30 protein-coding genes are annotated in these 24579 nt (G+C 28.2%); 28 read left to right on the top strand and 2 right to left on the bottom strand.

Annotated features, from left to right (window positions below; translation table 11 throughout):
- Positions 1 to 13: 13 nt before the first annotated feature.
- From SPJ33_RS05325 to SPJ33_RS05285, 9 genes are all read left to right on the top strand, one after another.
- The gene (locus tag SPJ33_RS05325; protein WP_321116932.1) at positions 14 to 1843 is read left to right on the top strand and encodes a diol dehydratase reactivase subunit alpha; all 1830 of its coding nucleotides are present in this window, start codon (positions 14 to 16) and stop codon (positions 1841 to 1843) included.
- Between the two features lie 5 nt (positions 1844 to 1848).
- Positions 1849 to 2211 (top strand): glycerol dehydratase reactivase beta/small subunit family protein, encoded by a 363-nt coding sequence (locus SPJ33_RS05320; RefSeq protein WP_321116931.1) that lies wholly within the window; start codon positions 1849 to 1851, stop codon positions 2209 to 2211.
- Positions 2212 to 2230: 19 nt separating this feature from the next.
- Complete coding sequence (locus SPJ33_RS05315) at positions 2231 to 2746, top strand: cob(I)yrinic acid a,c-diamide adenosyltransferase (RefSeq protein ID WP_321116930.1); 516 nt, start codon at positions 2231 to 2233, stop codon at positions 2744 to 2746.
- Between the two features lie 16 nt (positions 2747 to 2762).
- A complete protein-coding gene (locus SPJ33_RS05310; protein WP_321116929.1) occupies positions 2763 to 3188 on the top strand; it encodes a GlcG/HbpS family heme-binding protein in 426 nt (141 codons plus the stop codon).
- Positions 3189 to 3260: 72 nt separating this feature from the next.
- The gene (gene dhaT, locus SPJ33_RS05305; RefSeq protein WP_321116964.1) at positions 3261 to 4418 is read left to right on the top strand and encodes a 1,3-propanediol dehydrogenase; all 1158 of its coding nucleotides are present in this window, start codon (positions 3261 to 3263) and stop codon (positions 4416 to 4418) included.
- 225 nt (positions 4419 to 4643) lie between these two features.
- Positions 4644 to 5006, top strand: a complete 363-nt coding sequence (locus SPJ33_RS05300) for a DUF1292 domain-containing protein (protein WP_321116928.1) — start codon at positions 4644 to 4646, stop codon at positions 5004 to 5006.
- 90 nt (positions 5007 to 5096) lie between these two features.
- Complete coding sequence (locus tag SPJ33_RS05295) at positions 5097 to 5918, top strand: PHP domain-containing protein (RefSeq protein ID WP_321116927.1); 822 nt, start codon at positions 5097 to 5099, stop codon at positions 5916 to 5918.
- A gap of 16 nt (positions 5919 to 5934) precedes the next feature.
- A complete protein-coding gene (locus SPJ33_RS05290) occupies positions 5935 to 7131 on the top strand; it encodes a pyridoxal phosphate-dependent aminotransferase (RefSeq protein ID WP_321116926.1) in 1197 nt (398 codons plus the stop codon).
- 154 nt (positions 7132 to 7285) lie between these two features.
- A complete protein-coding gene (locus tag SPJ33_RS05285; protein WP_321116925.1) occupies positions 7286 to 7924 on the top strand; it encodes an HAD-IB family hydrolase in 639 nt (212 codons plus the stop codon).
- 47 nt (positions 7925 to 7971) lie between these two features.
- On the opposite strand, the gene SPJ33_RS05280 is transcribed toward SPJ33_RS05285, so the two are convergent.
- Positions 7972 to 9612 carry a putative manganese-dependent inorganic diphosphatase gene (locus SPJ33_RS05280; protein WP_321116924.1) on the bottom strand — a complete coding sequence of 547 codons (1641 nt, stop codon included), beginning with the start codon at positions 9610 to 9612 and terminating at the stop codon, positions 7972 to 7974.
- Positions 9613 to 9780: 168 nt separating this feature from the next.
- On the opposite strand from SPJ33_RS05280, the gene SPJ33_RS05275 reads away from it, so the two are divergent.
- Positions 9781 to 12318, top strand: a complete 2538-nt coding sequence (locus tag SPJ33_RS05275; RefSeq protein ID WP_414627207.1) for a calcium-translocating P-type ATPase, SERCA-type — start codon at positions 9781 to 9783, stop codon at positions 12316 to 12318.
- Positions 12319 to 12351: 33 nt separating this feature from the next.
- Here SPJ33_RS05275 and SPJ33_RS05270 read toward each other — a convergent pair whose 3' ends face one another.
- Entirely contained in the window at positions 12352 to 12765 is a 414-nt protein-coding gene (locus tag SPJ33_RS05270) for a hypothetical protein (RefSeq protein ID WP_321116922.1), read from the bottom strand.
- Positions 12766 to 13001: 236 nt separating this feature from the next.
- Here SPJ33_RS05270 and SPJ33_RS05265 point away from each other — a divergent pair, with 236 nt between their 5' ends.
- From SPJ33_RS05265 to deoC, 18 genes are all read left to right on the top strand, one after another.
- Positions 13002 to 13382: an NADH-quinone oxidoreductase subunit C gene (locus SPJ33_RS05265; protein WP_321116921.1), complete on the top strand. Its 381-nt coding sequence runs from the start codon at positions 13002 to 13004 to the stop codon at positions 13380 to 13382.
- Positions 13383 to 13393: 11 nt separating this feature from the next.
- Complete coding sequence (locus SPJ33_RS05260) at positions 13394 to 14476, top strand: nickel-dependent hydrogenase large subunit (RefSeq protein WP_321116920.1); 1083 nt, start codon at positions 13394 to 13396, stop codon at positions 14474 to 14476.
- Positions 14477 to 14482: 6 nt separating this feature from the next.
- The gene (gene hypA, locus SPJ33_RS05255; protein ID WP_321116919.1) at positions 14483 to 14824 is read left to right on the top strand and encodes a hydrogenase maturation nickel metallochaperone HypA; all 342 of its coding nucleotides are present in this window, start codon (positions 14483 to 14485) and stop codon (positions 14822 to 14824) included.
- Positions 14825 to 15478, top strand: coding sequence for a hydrogenase nickel incorporation protein HypB (hypB, locus tag SPJ33_RS05250; RefSeq protein WP_321116918.1), 654 nt, complete (start codon positions 14825 to 14827; stop codon positions 15476 to 15478).
- Positions 15479 to 15491: 13 nt separating this feature from the next.
- The gene (locus SPJ33_RS05245) at positions 15492 to 16016 is read left to right on the top strand and encodes a Na+/H+ antiporter subunit E (RefSeq protein WP_321116917.1); all 525 of its coding nucleotides are present in this window, start codon (positions 15492 to 15494) and stop codon (positions 16014 to 16016) included.
- Positions 16013 to 16273 carry a monovalent cation/H+ antiporter complex subunit F gene (locus SPJ33_RS05240; protein ID WP_321116916.1) on the top strand — a complete coding sequence of 87 codons (261 nt, stop codon included), beginning with the start codon at positions 16013 to 16015 and terminating at the stop codon, positions 16271 to 16273. The genes SPJ33_RS05245 and SPJ33_RS05240 overlap by 4 nt, the downstream gene beginning before the upstream one ends.
- Positions 16270 to 16605 (top strand): monovalent cation/H(+) antiporter subunit G, encoded by a 336-nt coding sequence (gene mnhG / locus SPJ33_RS05235; protein ID WP_321116915.1) that lies wholly within the window; start codon positions 16270 to 16272, stop codon positions 16603 to 16605. The genes SPJ33_RS05240 and mnhG overlap by 4 nt, the downstream gene beginning before the upstream one ends.
- A 4-nt stretch (positions 16606 to 16609) precedes the next feature.
- The gene (locus tag SPJ33_RS05230; RefSeq protein WP_321116914.1) at positions 16610 to 16858 is read left to right on the top strand and encodes a hydrogenase subunit MbhD domain-containing protein; all 249 of its coding nucleotides are present in this window, start codon (positions 16610 to 16612) and stop codon (positions 16856 to 16858) included.
- Positions 16855 to 17139 carry a hydrogen gas-evolving membrane-bound hydrogenase subunit E gene (gene mbhE / locus SPJ33_RS05225; protein WP_321116913.1) on the top strand — a complete coding sequence of 95 codons (285 nt, stop codon included), beginning with the start codon at positions 16855 to 16857 and terminating at the stop codon, positions 17137 to 17139. Before SPJ33_RS05230 ends, mbhE begins: the two co-directional genes overlap by 4 nt.
- Complete coding sequence (locus tag SPJ33_RS05220) at positions 17132 to 17584, top strand: MnhB domain-containing protein (RefSeq protein WP_321116912.1); 453 nt, start codon at positions 17132 to 17134, stop codon at positions 17582 to 17584. Before mbhE ends, SPJ33_RS05220 begins: the two co-directional genes overlap by 8 nt.
- The gene (locus tag SPJ33_RS05215) at positions 17574 to 17918 is read left to right on the top strand and encodes a sodium:proton antiporter (protein WP_321116911.1); all 345 of its coding nucleotides are present in this window, start codon (positions 17574 to 17576) and stop codon (positions 17916 to 17918) included. Before SPJ33_RS05220 ends, SPJ33_RS05215 begins: the two co-directional genes overlap by 11 nt.
- Positions 17915 to 19759 (top strand): proton-conducting transporter membrane subunit, encoded by a 1845-nt coding sequence (locus SPJ33_RS05210; RefSeq protein WP_321116910.1) that lies wholly within the window; start codon positions 17915 to 17917, stop codon positions 19757 to 19759. Before SPJ33_RS05215 ends, SPJ33_RS05210 begins: the two co-directional genes overlap by 4 nt.
- A 13-nt stretch (positions 19760 to 19772) precedes the next feature.
- Positions 19773 to 20729, top strand: coding sequence for a complex I subunit 1 family protein (locus SPJ33_RS05205; RefSeq protein WP_321116909.1), 957 nt, complete (start codon positions 19773 to 19775; stop codon positions 20727 to 20729).
- 8 nt (positions 20730 to 20737) lie between these two features.
- Positions 20738 to 21172 carry an NADH-quinone oxidoreductase subunit B gene (locus SPJ33_RS05200; protein ID WP_321116908.1) on the top strand — a complete coding sequence of 145 codons (435 nt, stop codon included), beginning with the start codon at positions 20738 to 20740 and terminating at the stop codon, positions 21170 to 21172.
- Position 21173: 1 nt separating this feature from the next.
- Positions 21174 to 21560 (top strand): 4Fe-4S dicluster domain-containing protein, encoded by a 387-nt coding sequence (locus SPJ33_RS05195; protein ID WP_321116907.1) that lies wholly within the window; start codon positions 21174 to 21176, stop codon positions 21558 to 21560.
- Between the two features lie 188 nt (positions 21561 to 21748).
- Positions 21749 to 22720, top strand: a complete 972-nt coding sequence (locus tag SPJ33_RS05190) for a DUF4003 family protein (RefSeq protein WP_321116906.1) — start codon at positions 21749 to 21751, stop codon at positions 22718 to 22720.
- 17 nt (positions 22721 to 22737) lie between these two features.
- On the top strand, positions 22738 to 23784 hold the full coding sequence (locus SPJ33_RS05185; protein WP_321116905.1) for a DNA polymerase IV: 1047 nt from the start codon (positions 22738 to 22740) through the stop codon (positions 23782 to 23784).
- An 82-nt stretch (positions 23785 to 23866) separates the two neighbouring features.
- Positions 23867 to 24520: a deoxyribose-phosphate aldolase gene (gene deoC / locus SPJ33_RS05180; protein ID WP_321116904.1), complete on the top strand. Its 654-nt coding sequence runs from the start codon at positions 23867 to 23869 to the stop codon at positions 24518 to 24520.
- The last annotated feature ends 59 nt before the right edge of the window (positions 24521 to 24579 follow it).

The raw sequence follows: 24579 nt of genomic DNA, 5'->3' as shown, positions 1-24579 counted from the left end.
TTAGGAGGACACCATGAAAATAATTGCAGGAGTTGACATTGGTAATGCTACTACAGAGGTAGCATTATCAAGAGTTGAAGATAAAAAGATTGAATTCCTTTCAAGTGGAATAGTTCCTACAACGGGGATAAAAGGTACTGAAGAAAACATAGAAGGCGTTTTTGATTCTTTAAAGCAAGCACTTAAAAAAGTATCTTTAGAATTAAAAGATTTAGATTTAGTTAGAATAAATGAAGCTGCACCAGTTATTGGTGATGTTGCTATGGAAACTATAACAGAGACTATAATAACTGAATCAACTATGATAGGCCATAATCCTCAAACTCCAGGTGGTATTGGTATTGGTATTGGTAAAACTATATATATAGAAGACTTAGAAAATATAGATCCAGAAGAATCTAAAGATGAAAAATTTATACCACTTATACTAAGTAGAGTTAATTTTTTAGAAGCAGCAGCTAGAATAAATCATGCTACAAAAAAAGGCATTAATATTTCAGCAGCAATAGTTCAAAGAGATGATGGAGTACTTATAAATAATAGATTAGACAAAAAAATACCTATAGTTGATGAAGTAATGCTTTTAGAAAAAGTTCCTGTAGAAATGAAAGCTGCAGTAGAAGTTGCAGCACAAGGTGATGTAGTTGAAAATCTAGCAAATCCTTTTGGAATAGCAACAGTATTTGATTTATCACCAGAAGAAACTAAGATGATAGTACCTATATCTAGAGCGCTTATTGGAAACAGATCAGCTGTAGTTATTAAAACTCCAAAAGGAGATGTTCAAGAAAAGAAAATTCCTGCTGGATGCATAAATATAGATGGATTAAAGCGTAAAGAAAGTGTTAATGTAGAACACGGTGCAGAAAAAATAATGGATGCTGTAAAATTATGTGTTCCAATACAAGATGTTAAAGGTGAGCCAGGAACTAATGCTGGAGGAATGCTTGAAAGAGTAAGACAAGTAATGGCAAATCTTACAAACCAAAAAATAAGTGATATAAAGATACAAGATTTGTTAGCTGTAGATACCTTTATACCTCAAAAGGTTAAAGGAGGTCTTGCAGAAGAATTTTCACTTGAAAATGCTGTAGGAATTGCTGCTATGGTTAAAGCAGATAAGCTTCAAATGCAAATGATTGCAGATAAACTTGAAAACAAATTAAAGGTTCCAGTAGAAGTTGGTGGAGTAGAAGCTGATATGGCAATACGTGGAGCACTTACAACTCCAGGAAGTAGCACACCACTTGCAATACTTGATATGGGAGCAGGATCAACAGATGCTTCAATAATAAATAATAAGGGTGAAATATCATCAATTCATTTAGCAGGTGCCGGAAATATGGTAACTATGCTTATAAAATCTGAACTTGGACTTGAATCATTTAATTTAGCAGAAGATATAAAGAAATATCCATTAGCTAAAGTAGAAAGTTTATTCCATATAAGACATGAAGATGGAACAGTTGAATTTTTTAAAGAACCTTTAGATCCATCAGTTTTTTCAAAGGTTGTAATAATAAAAGATGGTATGTTAGTACCTATAAATGGGCAAACTTCCATAGAAAAGATAAGAGCTATAAGAAGAGGTGCTAAAGAAAAAGTATTTGTAACTAACTGTTTAAGAGCATTAACTATAGTTTCTCCAACTGGAAATATAAGAGATATTGAATTTGTCGTGTTAGTAGGAGGATCATCTTTAGATTTTGAAGTACCTCAATTAGTTACAGATTCTCTATCACAATATGGAGTTGTAGCTGGTCGTGGAAATATAAGAGGTACAGAAGGCCCAAGAAATGCTGTTGCAACTGGATTAATATTATCTTGTGAAGGAATGGAGTAATTATTATGGCAATGGTAGTTAAAGGATATGAATATGAAATACCTTGTATATACTTATATCATTCAAATATATTAGAAGATAAATCAAGATTTAATGAAATATTATGGGGAATAGAAGAAGAAGGAATACCTTATGAAGTTGAGGCTTTAGATTGTAATATTTCAGAAGAACTTAGTCATTTAGCATCTATGAAATCTAAATTAGCAGTTGGTATAGGTATAGATTCAGAAGGAAAGATAACTGTTACTTTTAATAAATTACATAAAGATAAACCTTTATTTACTGCACATTTAGATGACAGCCTAGATGTTTTAAGAGATTTAGGAGCAAATGCAGGAAGACTTGTTAAAGGGATAGCCTTTAAATAAATTAAAGGAGGAATAAGCTATGTATAAACTTTATACAAAGACTGGAGATAAAGGAACTACTGGATTATTTGGCGGAAGTAGAGTTGATAAAGATAGTTTAAAGGTAGAAGCTTATGGAACCGTAGACGAAGTTATATCACTCTTAGGGCTTGCTTATTCTAAAATAAATTCTGATGAATTAAAAAAAGAGATTAATAGTATACAAAAAAAATTATTTACTTTAGGTGGAGAGCTTGCAAGTGATGATAAAGGCATTGGATATTTGAAAGAATTAGTAAGTGAAACTGATGTAAAGAATTTAGAACACTTAACAGATAAATATATGGAAATTACAGGTCCTATAAATGAATTTGTTATTCCAGGTAAAAATGAATCTTCAGCAGTTATTCATGTAGCTAGAACTGTAGTTAGAAGAGCTGAAAGAAGAATAACAACTCTTGCTAGAGAAGAGAAAGTAAGAAAAGAAGTTAGTATGTATATAAATCGTCTATCAGATACACTTTTTGCAATGGCAAGATTTGAAGAAGAAAAATAAGGAGGATATTATAGTCATGAAAAAATTAAATGAATTTAAAGAATTAAGTTTAGATATAGTAAAAGAAATGGCAAAGGCTGCAGAAAAAAAAGCAGCTGAAATAAATGTTCCTGTTGTATTTGCAGCAGTAGATAAAGGCGCTAACTTAATGTTAATGCATAGAATGGAAAATGCACTTTTAACAAGTGTAGATATAGCAATAAATAAAGCATATACAGCTGCATGTTTAAAGCAAGGAAGCCATGAAATTGCTGAATCTGTACAACCAGGACAAAGTCTTTATGGTTTACAACTTAGTAATAATCAAAGAATAGTACCATTTGGCGGTGGATTTCCAATCATAGTTGATGGTCAAGTTGTTGGTGCTGTTGGAGTAAGTGGTGGAACTGTAGAAGAAGATATGTCTGTAGCACAAGCTGCAGTAGATGCATTTAACAAATAATAAAAAAGCAAAATATAAATTTTAATAATATAAATATAATATAAATTTTTGGAGGAAAATGAAATGAGTGAAATGAGAATGTATGATTATTTAGTACCAAGTGTTAATTTTATGGGTGCAAATTCAATATCAGTAGTTGGTGAAAGATGTAAAATATTAGGCGGAAAAAAAGCTTTAATAGTTACAGATAAATTCTTAAGAAGTATAAAAGGTGGAGCAGTTGAATTAACTGAAAAATACTTAAAAGAAGCAGGAATAGATGTTGCTTATTATGATGGAGTTGAACCAAATCCAAAGGATACAAATGTTAGAGATGGTTTAAAAGTATTCCAAGATGAAAATTGTGATATGATAGTTACAGTTGGTGGCGGAAGCTCACATGACTGTGGTAAAGGAATAGGTATTTCAGCTACTCATGAAGGAGATCTTTATGATTATGCAGGAATAGAAACTTTAACTAATCCTCTTCCACCAATCGTTGCAGTTAATACTACAGCAGGAACAGGAAGTGAAGTTACAAGACATTGTGTTATAACAAATACAAAAACTAAAGTTAAATTTGTTATAGTTAGTTGGAGAAACTTACCATTAGTTTCAATAAATGACCCTCTATTAATGGTTGGAAAACCTGCTGGACTTACAGCTGCAACAGGAATGGATGCATTAACTCATGCTGTAGAAGCATATGTATCAAAGGATGCTAACCCTGTAACAGATGCTGCTGCAATTCAAGCAATTAAATTAATATCAAATAATTTAAGACAAGCAGTTGCTTTAGGAACTAATTTAGAAGCTAGAGAAAATATGGCATATGCTTCATTATTAGCTGGTATGGCATTTAATAATGCTAATTTAGGATACGTACATGCTATGGCTCACCAATTAGGTGGATTATATGATATGCCTCATGGAGTAGCAAATGCTATGCTTCTTCCACATGTTGAAAAGTACAACTTAATAGCTAATCCACAAAAATTTGCTGATATAGCAGAATTTATGGGAGAAAACATTGAAGGATTATCAGTTATGGATGCTGCTCAAAAAGCAATTGATGCAATGTTTAGATTAGCAAGTGATGTAGGAATTCCTGCAAGACTTAGAGATATGGGAGTTAAGGAAGAAGATTTTGAATATATGGCTGAAATGGCATTAAAAGATGGTAATGCTTTCTCAAATCCAAGAAAAGGTAATGAAAAAGATATAGTTAATATATTTAAAGCTGCATTCTAATTTGTAATATTTAAAATTTAATAAAATTATATCTTTATATCTATATGTAAGCCTCTTTAACGATTTTAAAGGGGCTTATATTATTTTATATATAAATACTTTTTTATTAAAAATAATTGATTAAGTTATAGAAAAGTTTTAAATTTATCTTTTAATTTATAGTAAATAAGGGTACAATTAGACTATAATGTTAAGTAAAGCACTTAAGTATAAGGAGGAATTAAAATGGATAAAGAAAATAAATGTGGATGCAAAAATCACGAACACGAACATAATCATGAACACGAATGCTGTGGAGGTCACGGACATCACCATGAACATGATCATGAATGTGGATGTGGAGAAGCACATGGCGAACATGATAGCTTTGTTGTAGATTTAGTAGATGATGAAGGAAACACAATTTCATGTCCTATTATAGATGCTTTTGAATTTGAAGGAAATGAATATGTTTTAGCTAGAAATATGGAAGATGATTCTGTATATCTATTTAGAGCTTCAGAAGAAACTGAAGAACTAATAGTTCCAGAAGAAGATGAATTTGAAAGAGTTTCAACATATTATAATGAAACATTAGCAGAAGAATAGAGAATAAATAAAGAGAGTGGAAAATCCACTCTCTTTTGCAAATATAAATATATGGGTATAGTCATTTTATGGGTAAAGAAGGTGTGAAATATGAAATATGCAGATTTACATATACATTCTTCCTTTTCTGATGGCAAGCTAACACCAGAACAGATATTAGAGATTGCTTGTAAGAAAGAAATAAAATATATTTCTATAACAGATCATGATTCGATAGATTCTCAATATATAACAAGAGAAGCAAATGATAAAGTTACTATAATACCTGGTATTGAGTTAAGTAGTGAAATAGATGATTTTGAAATTCATATATTAGGGTATTTTATTAATATAGATGATGATAAACTTAATGAAACAGTAAATTCTTTAAAAAAGGAAAGAATTAAGAGAGTAGAGTTAATAATTGAAAAGCTTAAAGAACAAGGCGTATATCTAAACATTGAAGATATTATGAAAAATAACTTATGCATTGGTAGAGCTCATATTGCAAATGAAATAGTAAGGTGTGGATATGAAGAAAACTTTAAAAGTGCTTTTTTGAAGTATTTAATAAAAGGAAAGCCAGCTTATGTGAAAGGTAACAAGCTTACATATAAGAAAGCATTAAAAATAATTAATGATGCAAATGGAATTGCTGTGCTTGCACATCCAGGAAAGATATATAGAAGTATGTCTATTGAAAAAATAGTGAAGGAATTAAAATGTTATGGCTTAAAAGGTATAGAAGTATATCATCCAAGCCATACAAAAGAACAGGTTAATTTATTCTATAATTTAAGTAAAAAGTATAAACTATTAATAACTGGAGGCAGCGATTTTCATGATGAATCTAATAAAGAAATGAGTATAGGTTCTGATGGTATAAATGAGGTACTATTAAATAAACTACTTAATAGTAAATGTATTAAATAAAAGGGAGAAAAGGGTTATGAAATTATCTAAAAGAGAAAATATAATATCACCGTCAATAACTTTAGAAATTACAGCTAAGGCTAAGGAACTAAGAGAAAGTGGACTAAATGTAATTAGTTTTGGGGTTGGTGAGCCAGATTTTAATACTCCTTCAAATGTGATAGAAGAAGCTTATAAAGCTATGATTGAAGGAAAGACAAAGTACACAGAAGTAGCTGGCATAAAAGAACTTAGGGAAGAAATATGCAAGAAATTTAAAAGAGACAATGATTTAAATTATTCTATAGATCAAATAATTGTTTCAAATGGAGCAAAGCAGAGTTTATATAATTCTTTTATGGCTATTTTAGATGACGGGGATGAGGTTATAGTTCCAAAACCTTATTGGGTTAGTTATCCAGAATTAATAAAATTAGTAGGTGGAGTTCCTATATATTCAGATTCTAATGAAAAAGAAAATTTTAAGTATAATATTAAAGATTTAGAATCAAAAATAACAGAAAAAACAAAAGCTATAATAATAAATAGTCCTAACAATCCAACAGGTACAGTTTATACAAAAGAAGAACTTTTAGAAATTGCAAAGTTTTGTGAAAAGCATAATCTTATAATAGTTTCAGATGAGATTTATGAAAAGTTGATTTATGACAAACAAAACCATATAAGCATAGCATCATTAACTGAGTATGCTTATAATAATACTATTGTAATAAATGGTTTATCGAAATCTTCAGCAATGACTGGCTGGAGAATTGGTTATGCAGCTTGTGCAAATAAAAGAGTTATAAAATTAATGACAAGTATACAAAGCCATACTACATCTAATATAAATTCAATATCACAATATGCAGCAATTGAGGCTATAAAAAACTCAGAAAAAGATTTAAAGATTATGGTAAAAGAATTTGATAATAGAAGAAAGTATATGATAAAAAGGTTAGATGGTATTGAAGGTATACAATATATTGTTCCAAAGGGAGCGTTTTATGTGATGGTAAATATAAATAATTTCTTTGGAAAGAAAATAAATAATACAGTTATTAAAGATTCTTTAAGTTTCTCAAAAGAATTATTAGAAGAGGAAAAGGTAGCTGTTGTTCCTGGAATTGGTTTTGGAGTTGATGATTTTATAAGATTATCTTATGCAACTTCAAAAGAAAACATAGAAGAAGGAATGGATAGGATAGAAAAGTTTATTAAAAAATTAAGCTAATAAAAAGATGATTAGTCAAAAAGGCTAGTCATCTTTTTTATATATTATAAATCTTTTATAAATTAGTAATAAAAGATTAATCAGATGATTATAGAAATTGATTGTAAGGCTAATATATAATATAATAGGTAATAAAAATTATTTGGAGGAAAAAATGACAAAATTAGCGATATTTGATGTAGATTTTACTATAACAAAAAAAGAAACATTAATGCAATTTTTTAAATATATGGTGTATAAAGATAAAAAGAATATAAAATTTTTACCAAGAGCTATTTTTTCAGGATTATTATATGGTGTTGGAATTTATGATGAAAAAAGAGTTAAGGAATCATTTTTAAAGTTTATAGATGGTATTGATGAAGAAGAGCTAAGAATATTAGCAAAAGACTTTTATAAGGATGTTTTAAGCAATATTTTATATGATGATGCCATAAAGATGATGAAAGATTTAAAAAATAAAGGCTATAAGATATATCTAATATCAGCTTCACCTGAATTTTATTTAAATGAGTTTTATGAGTGTAAAGAGATAGATAAAATAATTGGAACTAAGTTTAAGTTTAAAGATAAAAAGTTTATTAGAGAAATGGATGGATCAAATTGCAAGGGTGAGGAAAAAGTTAGAAGGCTCATGGAAGAACTAAAAAAAGATAATATAGAAGTAGATTTTAAAGATTCATATATGTTTTCAGATTCTTTATCAGATAAGCCTTTACTTGATTTAGTAGGGCATCCGTATTTAATAAATTTTAAAAAGAAAAATGATATAGAAGTACTTAAATGGAAATAATAAAACATAAAAATAAGCCATGCTAAAATAAAGCATGACTTATTTTTTTAGTTATTCATTATTGAATTAGTAAGTGGTGGTATAACTTGTTTCTTTCTTGAAAGAACTCCTGCTAAAAATGCCATTGAATCTTCAAGTTTGATATCAAATGCTTTTTCAACTAATTCTGGTTTCTTTCCAGCTACAAGTATTTGTGAACCTTCGTTTAAGATATCAGTTAATAATAACATAACCATGTCATAACCGCATTTATCAGCTTCGTTATTCATGTGTATTAACATATCGTCTTTTAAAGGCATGAATCCATCAATATCCATTGTATTAACTTGAGCAACACCTATCTTTATATCACCCATAGTAAATGGTTTAAAGTCTTGGCTGAATATTTCTTCAACTGTTTTACCAGTTAATGAAGTACCGGCTTTAAACATTTCTTTTGCAAATTCTTCTAAGTTTATTCCTGCTATTTCAGCAAGTTTAGTACAAATTTGCTTATCTTGTTCTGTGCAAGTTGGACTTCTAAATAATAATGTATCAGAAATTATTGCTCCACATAATAAACCAGCTATTTCTCTAGATGGTGTAATTCCATTTTCAAAGTAGCATTTAGCAACTATTGAAGATGTACTTCCTATTGGTTCGTTTCTAAATAGTATTGGAGCATTTGTTTGAATATCAGCAACTCTGTGGTGATCTACTATTTCTAAAATTTCTGCATCTTCAAGTCCTGGAACTGATTGAGATTTTTCATTGTGGTCAACTTGAATAACTTTTTTCTTGAAGTTTGATATTAAGTGATATCTTGAAATTGTTCCGATAACTTTTCCTTCTGAATCAATAACAGGATAGCTTCTGTATCTAGTTTCAAGCATTGTTTCTTTAACATCTTCAACTAATTCATCAGTAGAGAATGAAACTAAGTTTTCTTTAACCATAACAAATCTTACAGGTACACTTTGCATTATAAGTCTTGATGCTGTAAATGAATCATGAGGAGTTGAAATTACAGTTATTCCAGCTTCTTTAGCTTCATTTAATAATTCATCACTTAAAGTGCTTGAACATGCTAAAATCATTAAAGAAATCTTTTCGTTTATAACTTCTTTTTGTATTTCAGGTCTATCGCCAACTATTACGATATCACCTTCTTCAACATGTTGTCTTACTGAATCAGGTTGCATAGCAGCAACACATATTTTCCCAGGGAAAGTATGAACATTTTCGTTTACATAAAGAGTATTTGCAGATAATGCATCTACTATGTTTTCAATACCTGTTTCACTTTTGCTTAAAATCTTGTTATCATGGAAATCTAGACATGATTCTGCTAAGTTAGAAACTGATAATATTCCTATAAGATGATCATTTTCATCACTAACAGGAATTGATTGTATGTTCTTATCTTTCATTATGTTCCAAGCCATTTTTAAAGATATACCAGGTGATATAGCTTTTATATCATCTATTTTTAAATCTTCAACTTTTAATTTTACTGTCTCTAAAAACTCAGGCGCTTTAACATTAAAGTAATCTAAAATGAATTGAGTTTCTCTATTAACGTTTCCTAATCTAACTGGAACAGCTGGTATATTTCCTATTTTATTTTTTAATTCAGCATATGAAATAGCAGCACAGATTGAATCTGAATCTGGATTTCTATGTCCAGTAACATATACTACGTTTTTCAAAGACATTACCTCCTTTATCTTAAAAAATTACAGTATTAATTGTACGACCTAAATAAAAAAATGTAAAGTAAGTTATAGCAAAACTTTTCATAAGTTAGTAACTTTTAAATATATATATATAAGAATGCTTAAAAAGGGGGAATTATTAAAGTGATACAGGAACAAAATATGATTCCGGGACTTACAACTAAAGAAGCCGAAAAAAGGATTAAAAGTTTTGGTCTAAATGAGCTTAAACATAAAAGTAAGGCATCTCCATTTAAAATCTTTTTATCACAATTTAATGATTTTATGGTATGGGTGCTTATAGGCGCTACTATAATATCAGGATTTATGGGAGATACTGCAGATGCAATAACTATACTTATTATAGTTATAGTGAATGCACTTTTAGGATTTTTTCAAGAATTTAGAACTGAAAAATCTTTAGAAGCTTTAAAGGATATGGCAGCACCGACTTGTAAGGTATATAGAGATGGTAGAATAAGCGTAATAAATTCAAAATATCTTACAATAGGGGATATTGTTATATTAGAATCTGGAGATAGAATACCAGCAGATGGAGAATTTTTAGAAGCTTCTGGAGTAGTTGTGGATGAATCTCTTTTAACTGGAGAATCAGTTGGGGTAAGCAAGGATACTACTAAAGGACATAATTTAGGTTTCATGGGGACAAATCTTTTAAAGGGTAAAGGTCTTTTTAGAGTTGTACAAATTGGAATGAATACAGAAATGGGTAAAATTGCAGACCTTCTACAAAATATCGAAGCAGAAAAGTCACCACTTAAAGAAAAGTTAGAATCACTTGGAAAAATACTTGTAATATTATGTTTAGCTATATGCATTATAGTTACAGTTTTGGGAATAATGAGAGGAAACGAAGCTGGAGAGATGTTTATGCTAGGTGTTTCTTTAGCAGTAGCTGCAATTCCAGAAGGGTTAGCTGCTATAGTTACAGTTGCATTAGCGCTTGGAGTTTCAAAGATGTTAAAGAGAAATGCATTGGTTAGAAAGCTTCCAGCTGTTGAAACATTAGGATGTACTTCTGTAATATGTTCAGATAAAACAGGAACACTAACGCAAAATAAGATGACTGTTAAAGAGATATATATTAATGGAAAAACTATAGAGTTACAAAAAGAAAATATAAATAATATAAAAGGTATAGAAAAATTAAAGAGCGCATTTGTACATTGTAATGATTGTCAATTAGATAAAAAGAGCAATAAGATTGATAAAGCATTATTTGGTGATCCAACAGAAACAGCTTTAGTTAGAATGTTTTTTGATAAGGTAATAGATGTAAAAGAATTTACTAAAGATGTTAAGAGAGTATTTGATATACCTTTTGATTCAACTAGAAAAATGATGTCTGTAATAGTTAAGGAAAACAATAAAGAAGTATGTTATATAAAAGGAGCTCCAGAGAAAATAATTGAAAAGAGTAACTATATATATGAAGACGGCATTGTAAAACCTTTAACTTATCAAAAGAAAAAGCTTATATATAACTCTTTAGAAGCTATGTCTTCAAGGGCTTTAAGATGTATAGGAGCTGCATATAAAAGTGAAGGACTTGTAAAAAATGAAAGTCTTGAAAATGACTTGATATTTATAGGTCTTGCAGGAAGCATAGATCCTCCAAGAAAAGAGGCAAGAGATGCAGTATTAAAATGTAAACTTGCTGGTATAAAGCCTGTTATGATTACAGGAGATCATAAAAATACAGCTCTTGCAATTGCAAAATCTTTAAACATATGTAAAAGTGAAGATCAAGTTTTAATTGGAAAAGAAATAGAAGAGATGACAGATAAAGAACTTTACAATAGAGTTAGTAATGTTCGTGTATTTGCAAGAGTATCTCCTAATCATAAATTAAGAATTGTTAAAGCTTTTAAAGCAAGAGGTAATATAGTTGCAATGACTGGAGATGGTGTAAATGATGCACCAGCAATTAAAGAAGCTGATATTGGAATATCTATGGGTATATCAGGAACTGATGTAACTAAAGAAGCTTCTTCTATGATACTTATGGATGATAATTTTAGTACAATTGTAGCTGCTGTAGAAGAGGGTAGAACTATATATGATAATATAAGAAAATTTATAAGATATCTTTTATCTTGTAATTTAGGTGAAGTTTTAACAATGTTTTTAGCAACACTATTTACGTTGCCAAATCCACTTACACCTATACAAATATTATTTGTAAATTTAGCTACAGATGGACTTCCTGCAATAGCTTTAGGGGTGGACCCAGCAGATAGTGATATAATGAGGCAACAACCTAGAAATAAAAAGGAAGGTATATTTGCAAGAGGGCTTACAGAAAAAATACTTATAAGAGGAACGCTAATTGGTATATGCACTCTTCTTTCATTTATGGTAGGTAGATATTATAGAATGGACCTTGAAACATGTAGAACAATGGCACTTTCAACACTTATAATGTCACAATTATTCCATGTATTTGAATGTAGGTCAGAAAGACATTCAATATTTGAAATTAAATTATTTACTAATCCTTATTTAGTTGGAGCTGTAAGTATATCTATAACAATGCTTCTTGCAATACTATATATCCCATTTTTAAGAGGTATATTCCATACAGTTCCATTGATGATAAATCATTGGGCAATAGTAGTATTCTTCTCAGGCGTAATAGCATTTATAAATAGTGTATATTTATTTATAAAAACAAAATAGATATAAAAAAAGACTGATTTTTTATCAGTCTTTTTATCTTTGTCTCATTCTTGTTGCCGTTTGTCTAGCTTTTTTAATTTGTGAATGATCTATAGGGACTAAATCTTTTTTAGTAGTTAAGTTAAGTATGTTTTGAATTTGGATTATTTCAGAATCCTTTTTACCTTTAACTCCTTTAAGTCCCATTATTATAACTTTATGTCCTTTATTTAATTGAATAAATTCAGGTTTTTTAAACCATCTATTTCTCTTATATCTGCATTTTATAGCACTTCTACCTGCATCAGGTTTAATTATTATGTTAACTATTAATTTATGAAAAATTACATAATTTTTTTCTTCGGTCTTAACTGACATAACAGTTCCTTGAGCGCTTGTTATTCTATCGCCATATTTTTGGAAATAAGAATCTCTAAAATATTTATCAAATTTATCTTTTAATCCCATAAAAAATTCTCCTTCTAAAAAATAAGTCAGTTTTGGATAAATCCACTATAACATCTAGTATTATAACATAAATGAAAAATTAATAAAATATAAAATTATCTAAGCTATTTGTAAATAGCTTATTAAAGCAATTAAAGAATATTTTTAAATTCCATAAAGGAATAAATTTAAACTTGAAATAATAAAGAATTTATATAGAAAAGTTTGAGTAGAAGTCTTTTTAAGGAGGGGAGTAAATGCATGATTTTAACAAAATAAATATAAGCTCTAATGAATTAATAAAGATAGCAAAAGAAATGAAAAATCAAAAGAATAGGCTAGTAATAATAAACGGATATATAAATGAAGATAAAGAAAATGTTGTGTGCTATAACTTTGATATTAATGGAAAAATAGACACATATACTATAGTAGGAGAAGATAAAATACCAACAATAACGACAATATATGGGGAAGCTGCTAGATGGTGTGAAGAGGAAATAGAAGAATTAATGAAGGTAGAGTTTATGGGGCTAAATAGAAGTGGAAGATTATTTTTGCCAGAGGAATTTAAAGATGGGGAGGGGCAGATATTAGTTATGCCTTTAAAAGAGCTTAAAAAATTAAAAGAAAAATAGGAGGTGTATAAATGAGTTATATTGTACCACTTGGTCCATACCATCCATCGCTTGAAGAACCTATACATGTAAAACTATTTACTGAAGGTGAAATTATAAAAAATTCAGAAGTTTATATTGGATATAATCACAGGGGAATAGAAAAGCTTTGTGAAGAAAAAAATCACATACAAACTATAACTTTAGTAGAGAGAGTTTGTGGAATTTGCTCACATTCTCATACATTAGCGTATTGTTTAGCGCTAGAGAAGATTTTAGATATGAAGGTTCCAAAAAGAGCTGATTATATAAGAGTTATAATTTGTGAACTTGAAAGATTACATTCACATTATTTATGGCTTGGACTTGCAGCACATATAATTTCATTTGATTCATTATTTATGATGTGTTTTAAGACAAGAGAAAGAATAATGGATATATTAGAAGAAGTATCAGGAAATAGAGTAAATTATGCGATGAATGTTATTGGCGGATCTAGAAGAGATATAGATAAAGATAAAATTTCAAATATTAAGAATATGCTAGAGAAAGTAAAAGAAGAGCATAAAAAAATAACTTATATATATAGCGAAGATAAAGTTGTAAGTCTTAGGACTAAGGGAGTAGGTATACTTACTAAAGATGAGGCTATAAATTATGATGCCTGCGGACCTCATGGGAGAGCATCAGGGATTTATGATGATGCAAGAATTAAAGATCCTTATTGTTCTTATGAAGATTTTGATTTTAAAGAAATAGTATTACAAGATGGAGATGTATTTTCTAGAGTGCTTTTAAGAATACTTGAAATTGATGAAAGTATAAAAATAATAGAACAAGCACTAGAAAATTTGCCAGATACAGAAATAAATTTAGGAATTAAGATGCGAAAAATTCCTAAGGGGGAATATATGTCAAGGATTGAAGCTCCAAGGGGAGAACTGACTTATTATGTAGTATCAAATGGTGGACAAACAAATGGAAGAGTTAGTATACATGTGCCGACATTTAAAAATGCAGCAACAGTGCCTGTAATGCTAAAAGAAAATACTATTAGTGAAGCAGGTCTTATAGTAGCAAGTATTGATCCATGCTTCTCATGTTTAGATAGGTGAAAATTTATGCATGAGCTTTCAGTAACTAAAAGTATATTAAATATCTGCAAAGAACAAGCAAAAATAAGATCATTTAAAAAAATAAAAAAGATAAATTTATGTGTTGGAGAAATAACAGGTTTAGTTCCAAATTGTATAGATTATTATTTTAATATTATAAGCAAAGGTACGATTGCAGAAGGAGCTTTGATAAATATAGATAAGATAAAGCTTAGGATAAAGTGCTTAGAATGTAATTATGAAGGTGAAATGGATAAGAATGATTATGTGTGTCCAAGTTGTAGCGGTATAAATTTTAATATATTAAATGGAAATGAATTTTATTTAGAAAGTATCGAGGTGGATTAGATGGAGATAAAGGTTATAAAGCAAATAATGGATTGGAATAAAGAATGTCATGATGAATTAATAGGTAAGTTAAATGATAATAAGGTAACTATGATAAATGTTATGGGGTCTCCTGGGGCTGGAAAGACTACATTTATATTAAATCTTTTAAATGAATTTAAAAAAGAAGGTTTAAAAGTTGGTGTTATAGAGGGAGATATTGCAGGAAAGGTAGATGCTGAAAAAATTGCAAAGGAAGGCATTCAAGTGGTGCAATTAAACACAGATGGAGCATGTCATATTGAAGCAGAATCAATAAAAAATATTCTTCCAAACTTTGATTTAAAAGATTTAGATTTAATTATAGTAGAGAATATAGGTAATTTAGTTTGTCCAGCTGAATTTAATATAGGAGAACACTTAAAAATTGCCTTATTATCAGTTCCAGAAGGTGATGATAAGGTTCAAAAATATCCATTAATGTTTGCAAATTCAGATGGATTAGTGATAACAAAAAGTGATTTAAAGGATTATTTTGAATTTGATTATACTAAAATTTTTGATGATGCAATAAAGAGAAATCAAAAAATAAGAATATTTGCAGTTAATTCAAAAGTTGATGGATGTTTATCCGAAGTAAAAGAATGGATCTTAAGTAAGATGAAGAAGGCTTAGGAGGATATTATATATGAGTAAATTTAAAAAGGTAATATCTGTTTGGATTATTTTATTTTTGTTTTGGATTGGATTTACTCTTCAAGATTTTAAATTTACAGATATAAATATAACAGAAATATTAGTTGGGCTTGTAATTTCTTTGTTAGTTAGTATGGTAAGTGCTTTATATTTATTTAAGGATGTTTCGCTTAGATTTAAGAAAAAAGGTGTATTTATAGGAATAGTTAGATTTATACCAATTTATATATTAGAACTTATTAAAGCAAATATAGATGTAGCTAAAAAAGCTTTATCTATAAATATAGAAATATCACCAGGGATAGTTAAGTATAATAGTGATTTAAAGTCAGATATCGGACTATATGTATTATCAAATTCAATTACATTAACGCCTGGAACAATAACAATGGATATAGATAAAGAAGATTTTAAAAACAACCTTTATATACATTGCATAGATTTAAAAGATAAGGATAATGTCATAAAAAGCATAAAGAATAAGCTAGAAAACAATATTAGGAGGTTTTTAGATTGATAGATTCAGTAATTATAGTAATTCAGATATTGTTATGCTTATTATCTGTTCTTCTTTTATTTAAGGTTTTTAAAGGACCAACAATTATAGATAGAGTAATGTGTACTGATTGTATAGATATAATACTTGGAGTTGTTATGGTTTTACATGGAGCAAAAGAGGAAAGAGCATTATTTATAGATTTAGGACTTGTAGTAACTTTATTAGGCTTTATAGGAACAGTTTTAATATGCAAGTATTTGGAGGGAAAATTATGACTATAAATATTGTAATTATTGCATTGATTTTTATTGGAACGTTCTTTATATTTTCAGGAGTAATTGGAATATTTAGATTTAAAGATATTTTTTGTAGGCTACAATCTTCAACTAATATATCTACGTTAGGAGCAATATCAGTTTTATTAGCCATTTCTATATATGGATTTTTAGGTCATAATATATCCCTTGGTATAAAATGTATCATAATAACAATATTTTTATTAATAACAAATCCAGTTGCATCTCATGTAATGGCAAAAGCAGCTTATAAAAATAAAGCTAAATTATGTGATGAAACTATATTTGATGAGTATGGTGGAAGGAAGTAGTGTTATGAATTGGTTTAGCATATTAAATTTTATAATTATGCTTGGGATAATTATAACAGGAGTAATTATATATTTTCTTGATGAAATGCTCCCATGTATTATTGCTATGGCTGTTTTAGGAACCTTTGTAGCATTAGAATTTTTAGTATTAGGTGCTCCAGATGTTGCTATAGCAGAAGGGGCAGTTGGAGCTATACTAACTCCATTAATTTTTATTGTAACTCTTAAAAAAGTAGGAGGAGATAAAAAATGAAAAAGATCTTAACTGTTATTTCGTTTTTTATAATATCTTTTAGTTTTATGTGGGTAGCTATGGATATGAGTGGGATGAAATCAACATATGATGGAGTTGGAAAAGTTATAGTTAAAAACACTATTGAAAAAACAGGTGCTATAAATGCTGTTACAGCAACAGTATTTGATTTTAGAGGATATGATACATTAGGTGAGTCTTTTGTTCTTTTTACTGCAATTTGTGGGACAACGGTAGTTCTTAGAAAATCTTCAAAAAAAGGAGATGAATCTCATGGATAATAAAGAAAAAGATATCATTGTGAAGATATGTGCAAGTATAACACTTCCTTTAGCATTATTGCTTGGAATATATATTGTATTGCATGGTCATTTAAGTCCAGGAGGAGGTTTTCAAGGAGGCGTAATAATTGCAAGTGCTGTATTAATATTTTATATAGCATATGGAAGAGAGAAAACTTTAAATATATTTAGTAAGAGTAAGTTTAGTAAAATAGAAGAAGTTGGTGCATTGACATTTATTTTTGTTGCATCTTTAGGAATTATTTATGGGGTTTCATTTTTCTCAAATGTACTAAATAAGGGGAGTTTAGGAAATATATTTTCTTCAGGAACTATATTTTTTATGAACTTTGCAGTTGGATATAAAGTATTAGCTGGTATATCTGTTTTAATACTTGTTATGATTTCATGCTTAAAGGAAGGAGAGAAGAGAGATGGTTTTTAATTATTTAGGAAGCTTTCTTCTTATTATACTAGGATTATTAATTATAGTTTCTAAGAAGAATTTAATAAAGATAGTTATTGGTATGAGCCTTTTAGATTATGGTATAAATCTTATACTTATAAGCATTGGATATAGATTAAATGGAACAGCTCCTATATTTTTAAATGGATTAAAAGATAATAGTGTATTTGTTGATCCTGTACCACAAGCATTAACACTTACAGCTATTGTTATAGGAGCTTGTGTAACAACTCTTTCTCTTGCAATTATAATAAAGATAAAAAAACACTATAATTCAATAAATGCAGATGATATTAGGAGGCTTAGAGGATGAGTATAAATTCTAATTTACCGATTATGGCCATAATAATTCCATTTACTGCTACATTTATAATTGGACTTATAAAAGAAAAATATATAAATCTAAAAAGACTTATTTCTGTTATAGGCTGTTTTTTATCGCTTATAGTTACTTTTATGATGATAAAGCCAATCTTTATAGATAATAAGATAATTGAGTATTGGATGGGTGGATGGAAGCCGATAAGTAATATAGCATTTGGTATATCGTTAAGAGTTGATGCATTTTCATTGTTTGTTGGAATAATAATTATAATAGCATGTCTTATATCATCAATTTATTCTATTAAGTATATGGAAAATGATAATGCATTATCTAAATATTACATGTTATTTATGTTACTAACAGGTAGTATGATAGGTTTTGTATTTACTGGTGATTTATTTAACATGTACGTAATGCTTGAAATAATGACTATAGCTGCTATATCACTTACTGCATTTAGAAATGAAAAAGGCAAAACTCTTGAAGCTAGCTTTAAATATATAGTTATTGGTGGAATAGGATCATCATTTATATTGCTTGGAACTATTCTTTTATATATGGAAACACATACTTTAAATATATTAGAAATATCAGAAATTCTATTAAGAAATGGTGGAGTTTTTAGCAGTGTAAGTTTATTAGCTTTTGCTATGCTTTTAACTGGATATGCAGTTAAATCATTTATGGTACCATGTCATACTTGGCCACCAGATGCTCATATGTGTGCACCATCTTCAATTTCAATGTTATTATCAGGCATTATGAGCAAAACAGGAATCTATGCAGTTATTAGAATTTTATTTTTGATATTTTCTATTAATGGAAATAATAAAATAGCTTACTTAATAATAGGATGGGGAATTATAACAATGGTTCTTGGAGTAAGTATGGCATTACTTCAAAATGATTTTAAGAGGCTTTTAGCATTTCACTCAATATCTCAAATAGGATATATAATAGTTGGAATTGGGATTAGCTTATATTCTAGTGATTTAAATGGTGATTTAGGTCTTGTAGGTGCTTTATTTCATATGATAAATCATGCTACATTTAAAAGTTTATTATTCTTATGTGCTGGAGCAGTTCTTTTTAGGACAAATACTACTAATTTAGATGAAATATCTGGATTAGGAAAAAAGATGCCGTTTACTATGTTTGTATTTATTATAGGGGCTTTATCTATAAGCGGAATTCCGCCATTTAACGGATTTAATTCAAAATGGCTTATTTACTATTCAAGTTATAGTGCTAAAATGCCAATAGTAACAACTATATGTCTTATTGTTTCAGTTGTGACATTAGCTTCTTTTGTTAAAGTATTTTATACAATTTTTATGGGAACTCCATCAAAAAATATACTTAAAGTAAAAGAAGTACCTCTTACAATGAAATTACCTATGGGTTTTCTTGCTTTAGTTTGCTTATGTTTAGGATTATTCTCAGAAAATATAATCAAAAACTTTTTAAATAAGATTATAAATACTATAAGAGGAAACGAAATAATATTAAATTATGTTTCTCCATATAACCCTATTATGTTTTTAATATTACTTTTTATATTAATAGTATTAGTTATGCTAATTATTAATCTTAGAAAAAATAATCAAAATAAGAATGTAGAAGATGAAAAGTTTGAAGTTTTTTCTGGAGGAGAATTAAATTATAACTCTAAATTAGGTTCTCATGATATGTTTTGGGGAATAAAATATGAGTTTAGAAAATACTTTAGTATAATAGGAAATCTTCATAATGGATGTGTAAATGATTATGCACTTTGGGTAGTTTTAACATTAAGCTTTATTATTATATATTCTTTTATGTTTATGTAGAAGAGGTGATAATATGGAATTTTTAAAGTTACTATTTAATATTCTTATATTTCCAGGTGGTTTATTTTTGATATTTATATCCTTATTAATCTCAGGGATTGATAGAAAATTAGTAGCAAGAATGCAAAGAAGAATTGGACCACCTATATTACAGCCTTTTTATGACATGCTAAAACTTTTCAAAAAAGAAGTAATAATACCTAAAGATTCAAATAAAAAGATATTTAAGATTGCTCCTATAATTGGTTTATTAAGCGTTTGTATTATTCCTATATTTATTCCTATATTCAGTAACACATATATAAATTTTAATGGGGATATAATCTTTATAATATATTTACTAACTATTTCAGCAATTTCATTAATTGCATCTGGAATAAATTCATCATCAGTGTTTGGAGATATAGGTGCATCAAGAGAAGTCGTACTTCTTTCAAGCTTAGAATTACCTATGGTGATATCGATTTTAGCAGTATGTATTTTCTCAGGAAAAGTTTTAAATATAAGTGATTCATTTTTAATGAATAATATATATATTGCTCAATTAAATCAAGGCAGTTTTTTATTTACATTAAAATTGATACCAGCAGCAATAGGATTTTTTATGGTAATACCAGGAGAAACAGGTGTGCTTCCTTTTGATATGGCAGAAGGAGAGATGGAAATATGTGAAGGAGCACTTGTAGAATATTCAGGAGTGTATTTAGGAATTTTAAAACTAGTACAAATTACAAAAGGCTTTATTATGTCAGCTTTATTTGTTTCTTTATTTTTAAGTAATAACATTAGTGATTTTATGATTATTAATATTCTTGTATTTTTAATAAAAACTTTTGTAGTTATGTTTTTCTCTATAACTATAGTTAGAACTATTTTTGCTAGGCTTAGAATAAATCATGCATTAAAATTTTATTGGACAATACCAACAATATTATCATTAATTAGTTTAATATTAGTTAATTATTTTTAGGAGGAAAAATGGGGATTTTAAAAAAAGGTATTGAAAAATCGCCTTGGGTATATCATATAAATACTGGATCATGTAATGGGTGTGATATTGAGTTAGTTGCTCTTTTAGGACCTAGTTATGATATTGAAAGATACGGTGTGAAATTAGTAGGAAGTCCAAGGCATGCAGATATAGTAATAGTAACAGGCCCAGTTACATCACAATCAAAAGATAGAATGTTAAAAGTTATATCTCAAGTTCCAGATCCTAAAGTTATTGTTTCATTAGGGTCATGCCCTATGTCTTGCAATGTATTTAAAGGAAGTTATTCTGTTGATGGCCCTTTAGATAAATGGGTAGATGTAGATGTTTCTGTTGGTGGATGTGCACCAAAGCCTGAAGCTATAATTAAGGCTTTGAAAAAAGCTGTTGATATATTAAGTGAAAAAAGGAGTATGGTATAAAATGAAAGTTCCTTTTTTAAAAGAAGCATTTAAAAACTTATTTAAATCACATAATACAAAAAAAGATGAAGATACAAACGAAAATCCAGTTGGGTATAGAGGAAAAATAGAATTTGATAGTGAAAAATGTATAGGATGTGGACTTTGTACTAGAGTTTGCTCACCATGTGCTATAACAAAGACTACAAGGCGTATAGATGATGAAACTCAAGAAATAACATTATTATTTGACTTAGCAAGTTGTACTTTTTGTGGAACATGTAGTGATTTTTGTGCTAAGAATGCAATAACATTAACTAGAGATTCTGATATTGTAACTTCTGATAAAACAGAGCTTATAGTTAAAGGAAGCTTTATCAAAACTATTCCTAAAAAAGTTAAAAAATAAAATAGATTTAAAAAACTAATTCAAAAACTTGAATTAGTTTTTTGCTTTAATTAGTATAATTTTTATATTTATTTATTAATATAAAAAGAAAGGACATTTAGCCACACTATTGACATAAATAAATGGTATAATAAAAACATAAAGATTTAAGTTTGTATAATTGTTTAAAATTAAAAGAGAGGAATATTATGAATAATTTATTACATGAAATTACAAATAAAGTAATAGAAAACTATAAGTTAGTAAAGAATAAACTGAGATTTGATGGAGAATATATAAATCATTTTGCATCATTAATATTTGGAGAAGACAATAAAGAGATAGATATAAATAAGATAAAGCAAATTAGAAAATATATAAAATTAAATACTAATAAAATGTCAAGTTTTAGAGGCGATATGTTATATATGCTTTCTATACTAATAAGTAAAGAGGAAAACTATGTTGAGTTTTCAAATAGAATCATAAAGATAAGTGAAAAATTAAAAGATAACGATTTCAAAGATGGAAATATTTTAGTTCTTTCAGCCTATGCTTTAGCTAAGCATTCTAAAGATGAACAGGAAGAAACAATAATAAAAGATATGAAAAGAATTTATATTTCACTAAAAAATCAATATAGTGAATTTACTAATGAAGAAGATTATTTAATTTGTGCACTTATTGCAATTGAAGCTAATAAAAATAAAGTTAATATAGAAGACAGCAAAATGTATATACAAAATATATTTGATTATTTATCAGATTTAGATAATTATTCAAAAAATGATTTACAAGGGATAGCGGGTAGTTTGCTTTTAAACAATAATTCATCAGCACAATATGAAATTAAAAAGCTTATAAAAGTTTTTAATAATGAAGATATGAAAATTGGAGATGAAGTTTTACCCTTAATAGGAGCAGTTTCAAGAGAAGAAAATCCTTATGAATACTTAAGAAAGGTTAAGCAGGTTACAAAATATCTTTGTGAAGAAGAAGGAGAATATGCTTTTTATATGGATAAAACTTTTAGAACATTAATTTCTATAGTTATAGTGGAAATGTATGAAAGATATAATAATTTTATTTCAAATGAGTATCTAGAAGAATTATTATGTTTTACTGTGTATTCTTTTCTTGTTAGCAAGAAACAAGGATTGTTTGAAGAAGTTTTAGCCTAAAGTTTGGAGCAACTTTAATGGAAAAAATAATTTTACATGTTGATATGGATGCTTTTTTTGCAGCTGTTGAACAAAAAGATAATAAAGAACTTAAGGGTAAACCTGTAATAGTTGGAGGGCTTAGTGAAAGAGGAGTAGTTTCTACTTGTTCTTATGAAGCAAGAAAATATGGTGTACATTCAGCAATGCCAGTTTTTATAGCAAGACAAAAATGCCCAAATGCAATATTTGTTAAGCCGAGGTTTTGGAGATATAAAGAGATATCAAATAAGGTATTTGATATATTTAAAGAATTAACTCCTTTAGTTGAACCTCTTTCTATTGATGAAGCTTATTTAGATTTATCAAAAGCAAAAATAAAAGATGGTAAAGCTGCCGCATTATATATAAAAAGAAGAGTGTTTAAGGAATTAGGATTAACTTTATCTATAGGTATTTCTTATAATAAGTTTTTAGCAAAGCTTGCTTCAGATTGGAATAAACCAAATGGAATCATGGAAATTACAAAAGAGATGATACCAGATATTTTACTTAAGCTTCCTATATCGAAAATATATGGCCTTGGATCTAAATCAGTATCTAAGTTAAATAATATGGGATTTTTTTATGTAGAAGATTTATATACAGTATCTAAAGAATTTTTATATGAGTATTTAGGAAAGCAAGGCATAGATATATATGATAGGATAAGAGGGATAGATAAAAGAGAAGTCAAAGTTATAAGAGATAGAAAATCAATAGGGAAAGAAAGAACTCTTAGAAATAACACAAAAGATAAAGAAGAGCTTTTAAAATATTTACAAGAGTTTTCAAAAAGTATATCTAATCTTTTAAGAGAAAAAAATAAATCTATAAAAACTATAACTCTTAAATATAAGACTAGCTCTTTTGAAAATCATACTAGAAGTAAGACTTTAAAAGATTATGTAAATGAGGAAGAAGATATAATAAAAGTAGCTAATGAGATTTTAAATGAAGAGGAATTTTTTGAAGACATAAGACTTATAGGTCTTAGTGTATCTTCTTTTAAGGAAAACTTAGAAGAACAAATTTCGTTATTTTAATTATTATAAATATATTATTTGACAAATATAGGTGAAAAAAATTATAATTTCCTTAGATATATTATGTAAGGGGATAGAGATAATGGATAAAAAACAATTAGCAAAAATGATAGACCATACTATTTTAAAACCAGAAGCAACAAGTGAGGAAATTAAAAAGTTATGTGAAGAAGCATTAAAATATAATTTTGCGTCAGTATGTGTAAATCCTACAAGAGTTAAAGAAGCATATGAAATATTAAAAAATAGTGATGTTAAAGTTTGTACTGTTATAGGATTTCCTTTAGGAGCTACAACTACAAATGTTAAAGTGTTTGAAACTAAAGATGCTATAGAAAATGGAGCAACTGAAGTTGATATGGTTATAAACATAGGAAGACTTAAAGAAAAGGATTATGATTTTGTAAAAGAAGATATAAAAGGTGTAGTAGATGCTGCAAAAGGAAAAGCTTTAACAAAAGTTATAATTGAAACTTGTTTATTAACAGATGAAGAAAAAGTAGTTGCATGTAAGCTTGCAAAAGAAGCAGGAGCAGATTATGTTAAAACTTCAACAGGTTTTTCAACAGGTGGAGCTTTAAAAGAAGATATAAAACTTATGAGAGAAACAGTAGGACCAGAACTTGGAGTTAAGGCATCAGGTGGTGTAAGAACATTAGAAGATGCAGAGGCTATGATAGAAAATGGTGCTACAAGAATAGGTGCTTCAGCATCTATAAAAATATGTGAAGGTTAAGAAATTAATTTAATAATATATTTAAAATACCTAAGGGATTTATTTTCCTTAGGTATTTT

Source organism: Clostridium sp., assembly GCF_034179595.1.
Classification (GTDB): Bacteria; Bacillota; Clostridia; order Clostridiales; family Clostridiaceae; genus Clostridium.
Note: the sequence above shows the minus strand (reverse complement) of the source record. Positions and strands in the feature narration are given on the sequence as shown.

Bases quoted from the DNA above. Each gene is read 5' to 3' on its own strand.
- SPJ33_RS05325 (WP_321116932.1), top strand. From the start codon at position 14: ATGAAAATAATTGCAGGAGTTGACATTGGTAATGCTACTACAGAGGTA.
- SPJ33_RS05320 (WP_321116931.1), top strand. From the start codon at position 1,849: ATGGCAATGGTAGTTAAAGGATATGAATATGAAATACCTTGTATATAC.
- SPJ33_RS05315 (WP_321116930.1), top strand. From the start codon at position 2,231: ATGTATAAACTTTATACAAAGACTGGAGATAAAGGAACTACTGGATTA.
- SPJ33_RS05310 (WP_321116929.1), top strand. From the start codon at position 2,763: ATGAAAAAATTAAATGAATTTAAAGAATTAAGTTTAGATATAGTAAAA.
- dhaT (WP_321116964.1), top strand. From the start codon at position 3,261: ATGAGAATGTATGATTATTTAGTACCAAGTGTTAATTTTATGGGTGCA.
- SPJ33_RS05300 (WP_321116928.1), top strand. From the start codon at position 4,644: ATGGATAAAGAAAATAAATGTGGATGCAAAAATCACGAACACGAACAT.
- SPJ33_RS05295 (WP_321116927.1), top strand. From the start codon at position 5,097: ATGAAATATGCAGATTTACATATACATTCTTCCTTTTCTGATGGCAAG.
- SPJ33_RS05290 (WP_321116926.1), top strand. From the start codon at position 5,935: ATGAAATTATCTAAAAGAGAAAATATAATATCACCGTCAATAACTTTA.
- SPJ33_RS05285 (WP_321116925.1), top strand. From the start codon at position 7,286: ATGACAAAATTAGCGATATTTGATGTAGATTTTACTATAACAAAAAAA.
- SPJ33_RS05275 (WP_414627207.1), top strand. From the start codon at position 9,781: ATGATTCCGGGACTTACAACTAAAGAAGCCGAAAAAAGGATTAAAAGT.
- SPJ33_RS05270 (WP_321116922.1), bottom strand. From the start codon at position 12,765: ATGGGATTAAAAGATAAATTTGATAAATATTTTAGAGATTCTTATTTC.
- SPJ33_RS05265 (WP_321116921.1), top strand. From the start codon at position 13,002: ATGCATGATTTTAACAAAATAAATATAAGCTCTAATGAATTAATAAAG.
- SPJ33_RS05260 (WP_321116920.1), top strand. From the start codon at position 13,394: ATGAGTTATATTGTACCACTTGGTCCATACCATCCATCGCTTGAAGAA.
- hypA (WP_321116919.1), top strand. From the start codon at position 14,483: ATGCATGAGCTTTCAGTAACTAAAAGTATATTAAATATCTGCAAAGAA.
- hypB (WP_321116918.1), top strand. From the start codon at position 14,825: ATGGAGATAAAGGTTATAAAGCAAATAATGGATTGGAATAAAGAATGT.
- SPJ33_RS05245 (WP_321116917.1), top strand. From the start codon at position 15,492: ATGAGTAAATTTAAAAAGGTAATATCTGTTTGGATTATTTTATTTTTG.
- mnhG (WP_321116915.1), top strand. From the start codon at position 16,270: ATGACTATAAATATTGTAATTATTGCATTGATTTTTATTGGAACGTTC.
- SPJ33_RS05230 (WP_321116914.1), top strand. From the start codon at position 16,610: ATGAATTGGTTTAGCATATTAAATTTTATAATTATGCTTGGGATAATT.
- mbhE (WP_321116913.1), top strand. From the start codon at position 16,855: ATGAAAAAGATCTTAACTGTTATTTCGTTTTTTATAATATCTTTTAGT.
- SPJ33_RS05220 (WP_321116912.1), top strand. From the start codon at position 17,132: ATGGATAATAAAGAAAAAGATATCATTGTGAAGATATGTGCAAGTATA.
- SPJ33_RS05215 (WP_321116911.1), top strand. From the start codon at position 17,574: ATGGTTTTTAATTATTTAGGAAGCTTTCTTCTTATTATACTAGGATTA.
- SPJ33_RS05210 (WP_321116910.1), top strand. From the start codon at position 17,915: ATGAGTATAAATTCTAATTTACCGATTATGGCCATAATAATTCCATTT.
- SPJ33_RS05205 (WP_321116909.1), top strand. From the start codon at position 19,773: ATGGAATTTTTAAAGTTACTATTTAATATTCTTATATTTCCAGGTGGT.
- SPJ33_RS05200 (WP_321116908.1), top strand. From the start codon at position 20,738: ATGGGGATTTTAAAAAAAGGTATTGAAAAATCGCCTTGGGTATATCAT.
- SPJ33_RS05195 (WP_321116907.1), top strand. From the start codon at position 21,174: ATGAAAGTTCCTTTTTTAAAAGAAGCATTTAAAAACTTATTTAAATCA.
- SPJ33_RS05190 (WP_321116906.1), top strand. From the start codon at position 21,749: ATGAATAATTTATTACATGAAATTACAAATAAAGTAATAGAAAACTAT.
- SPJ33_RS05185 (WP_321116905.1), top strand. From the start codon at position 22,738: ATGGAAAAAATAATTTTACATGTTGATATGGATGCTTTTTTTGCAGCT.
- deoC (WP_321116904.1), top strand. From the start codon at position 23,867: ATGGATAAAAAACAATTAGCAAAAATGATAGACCATACTATTTTAAAA.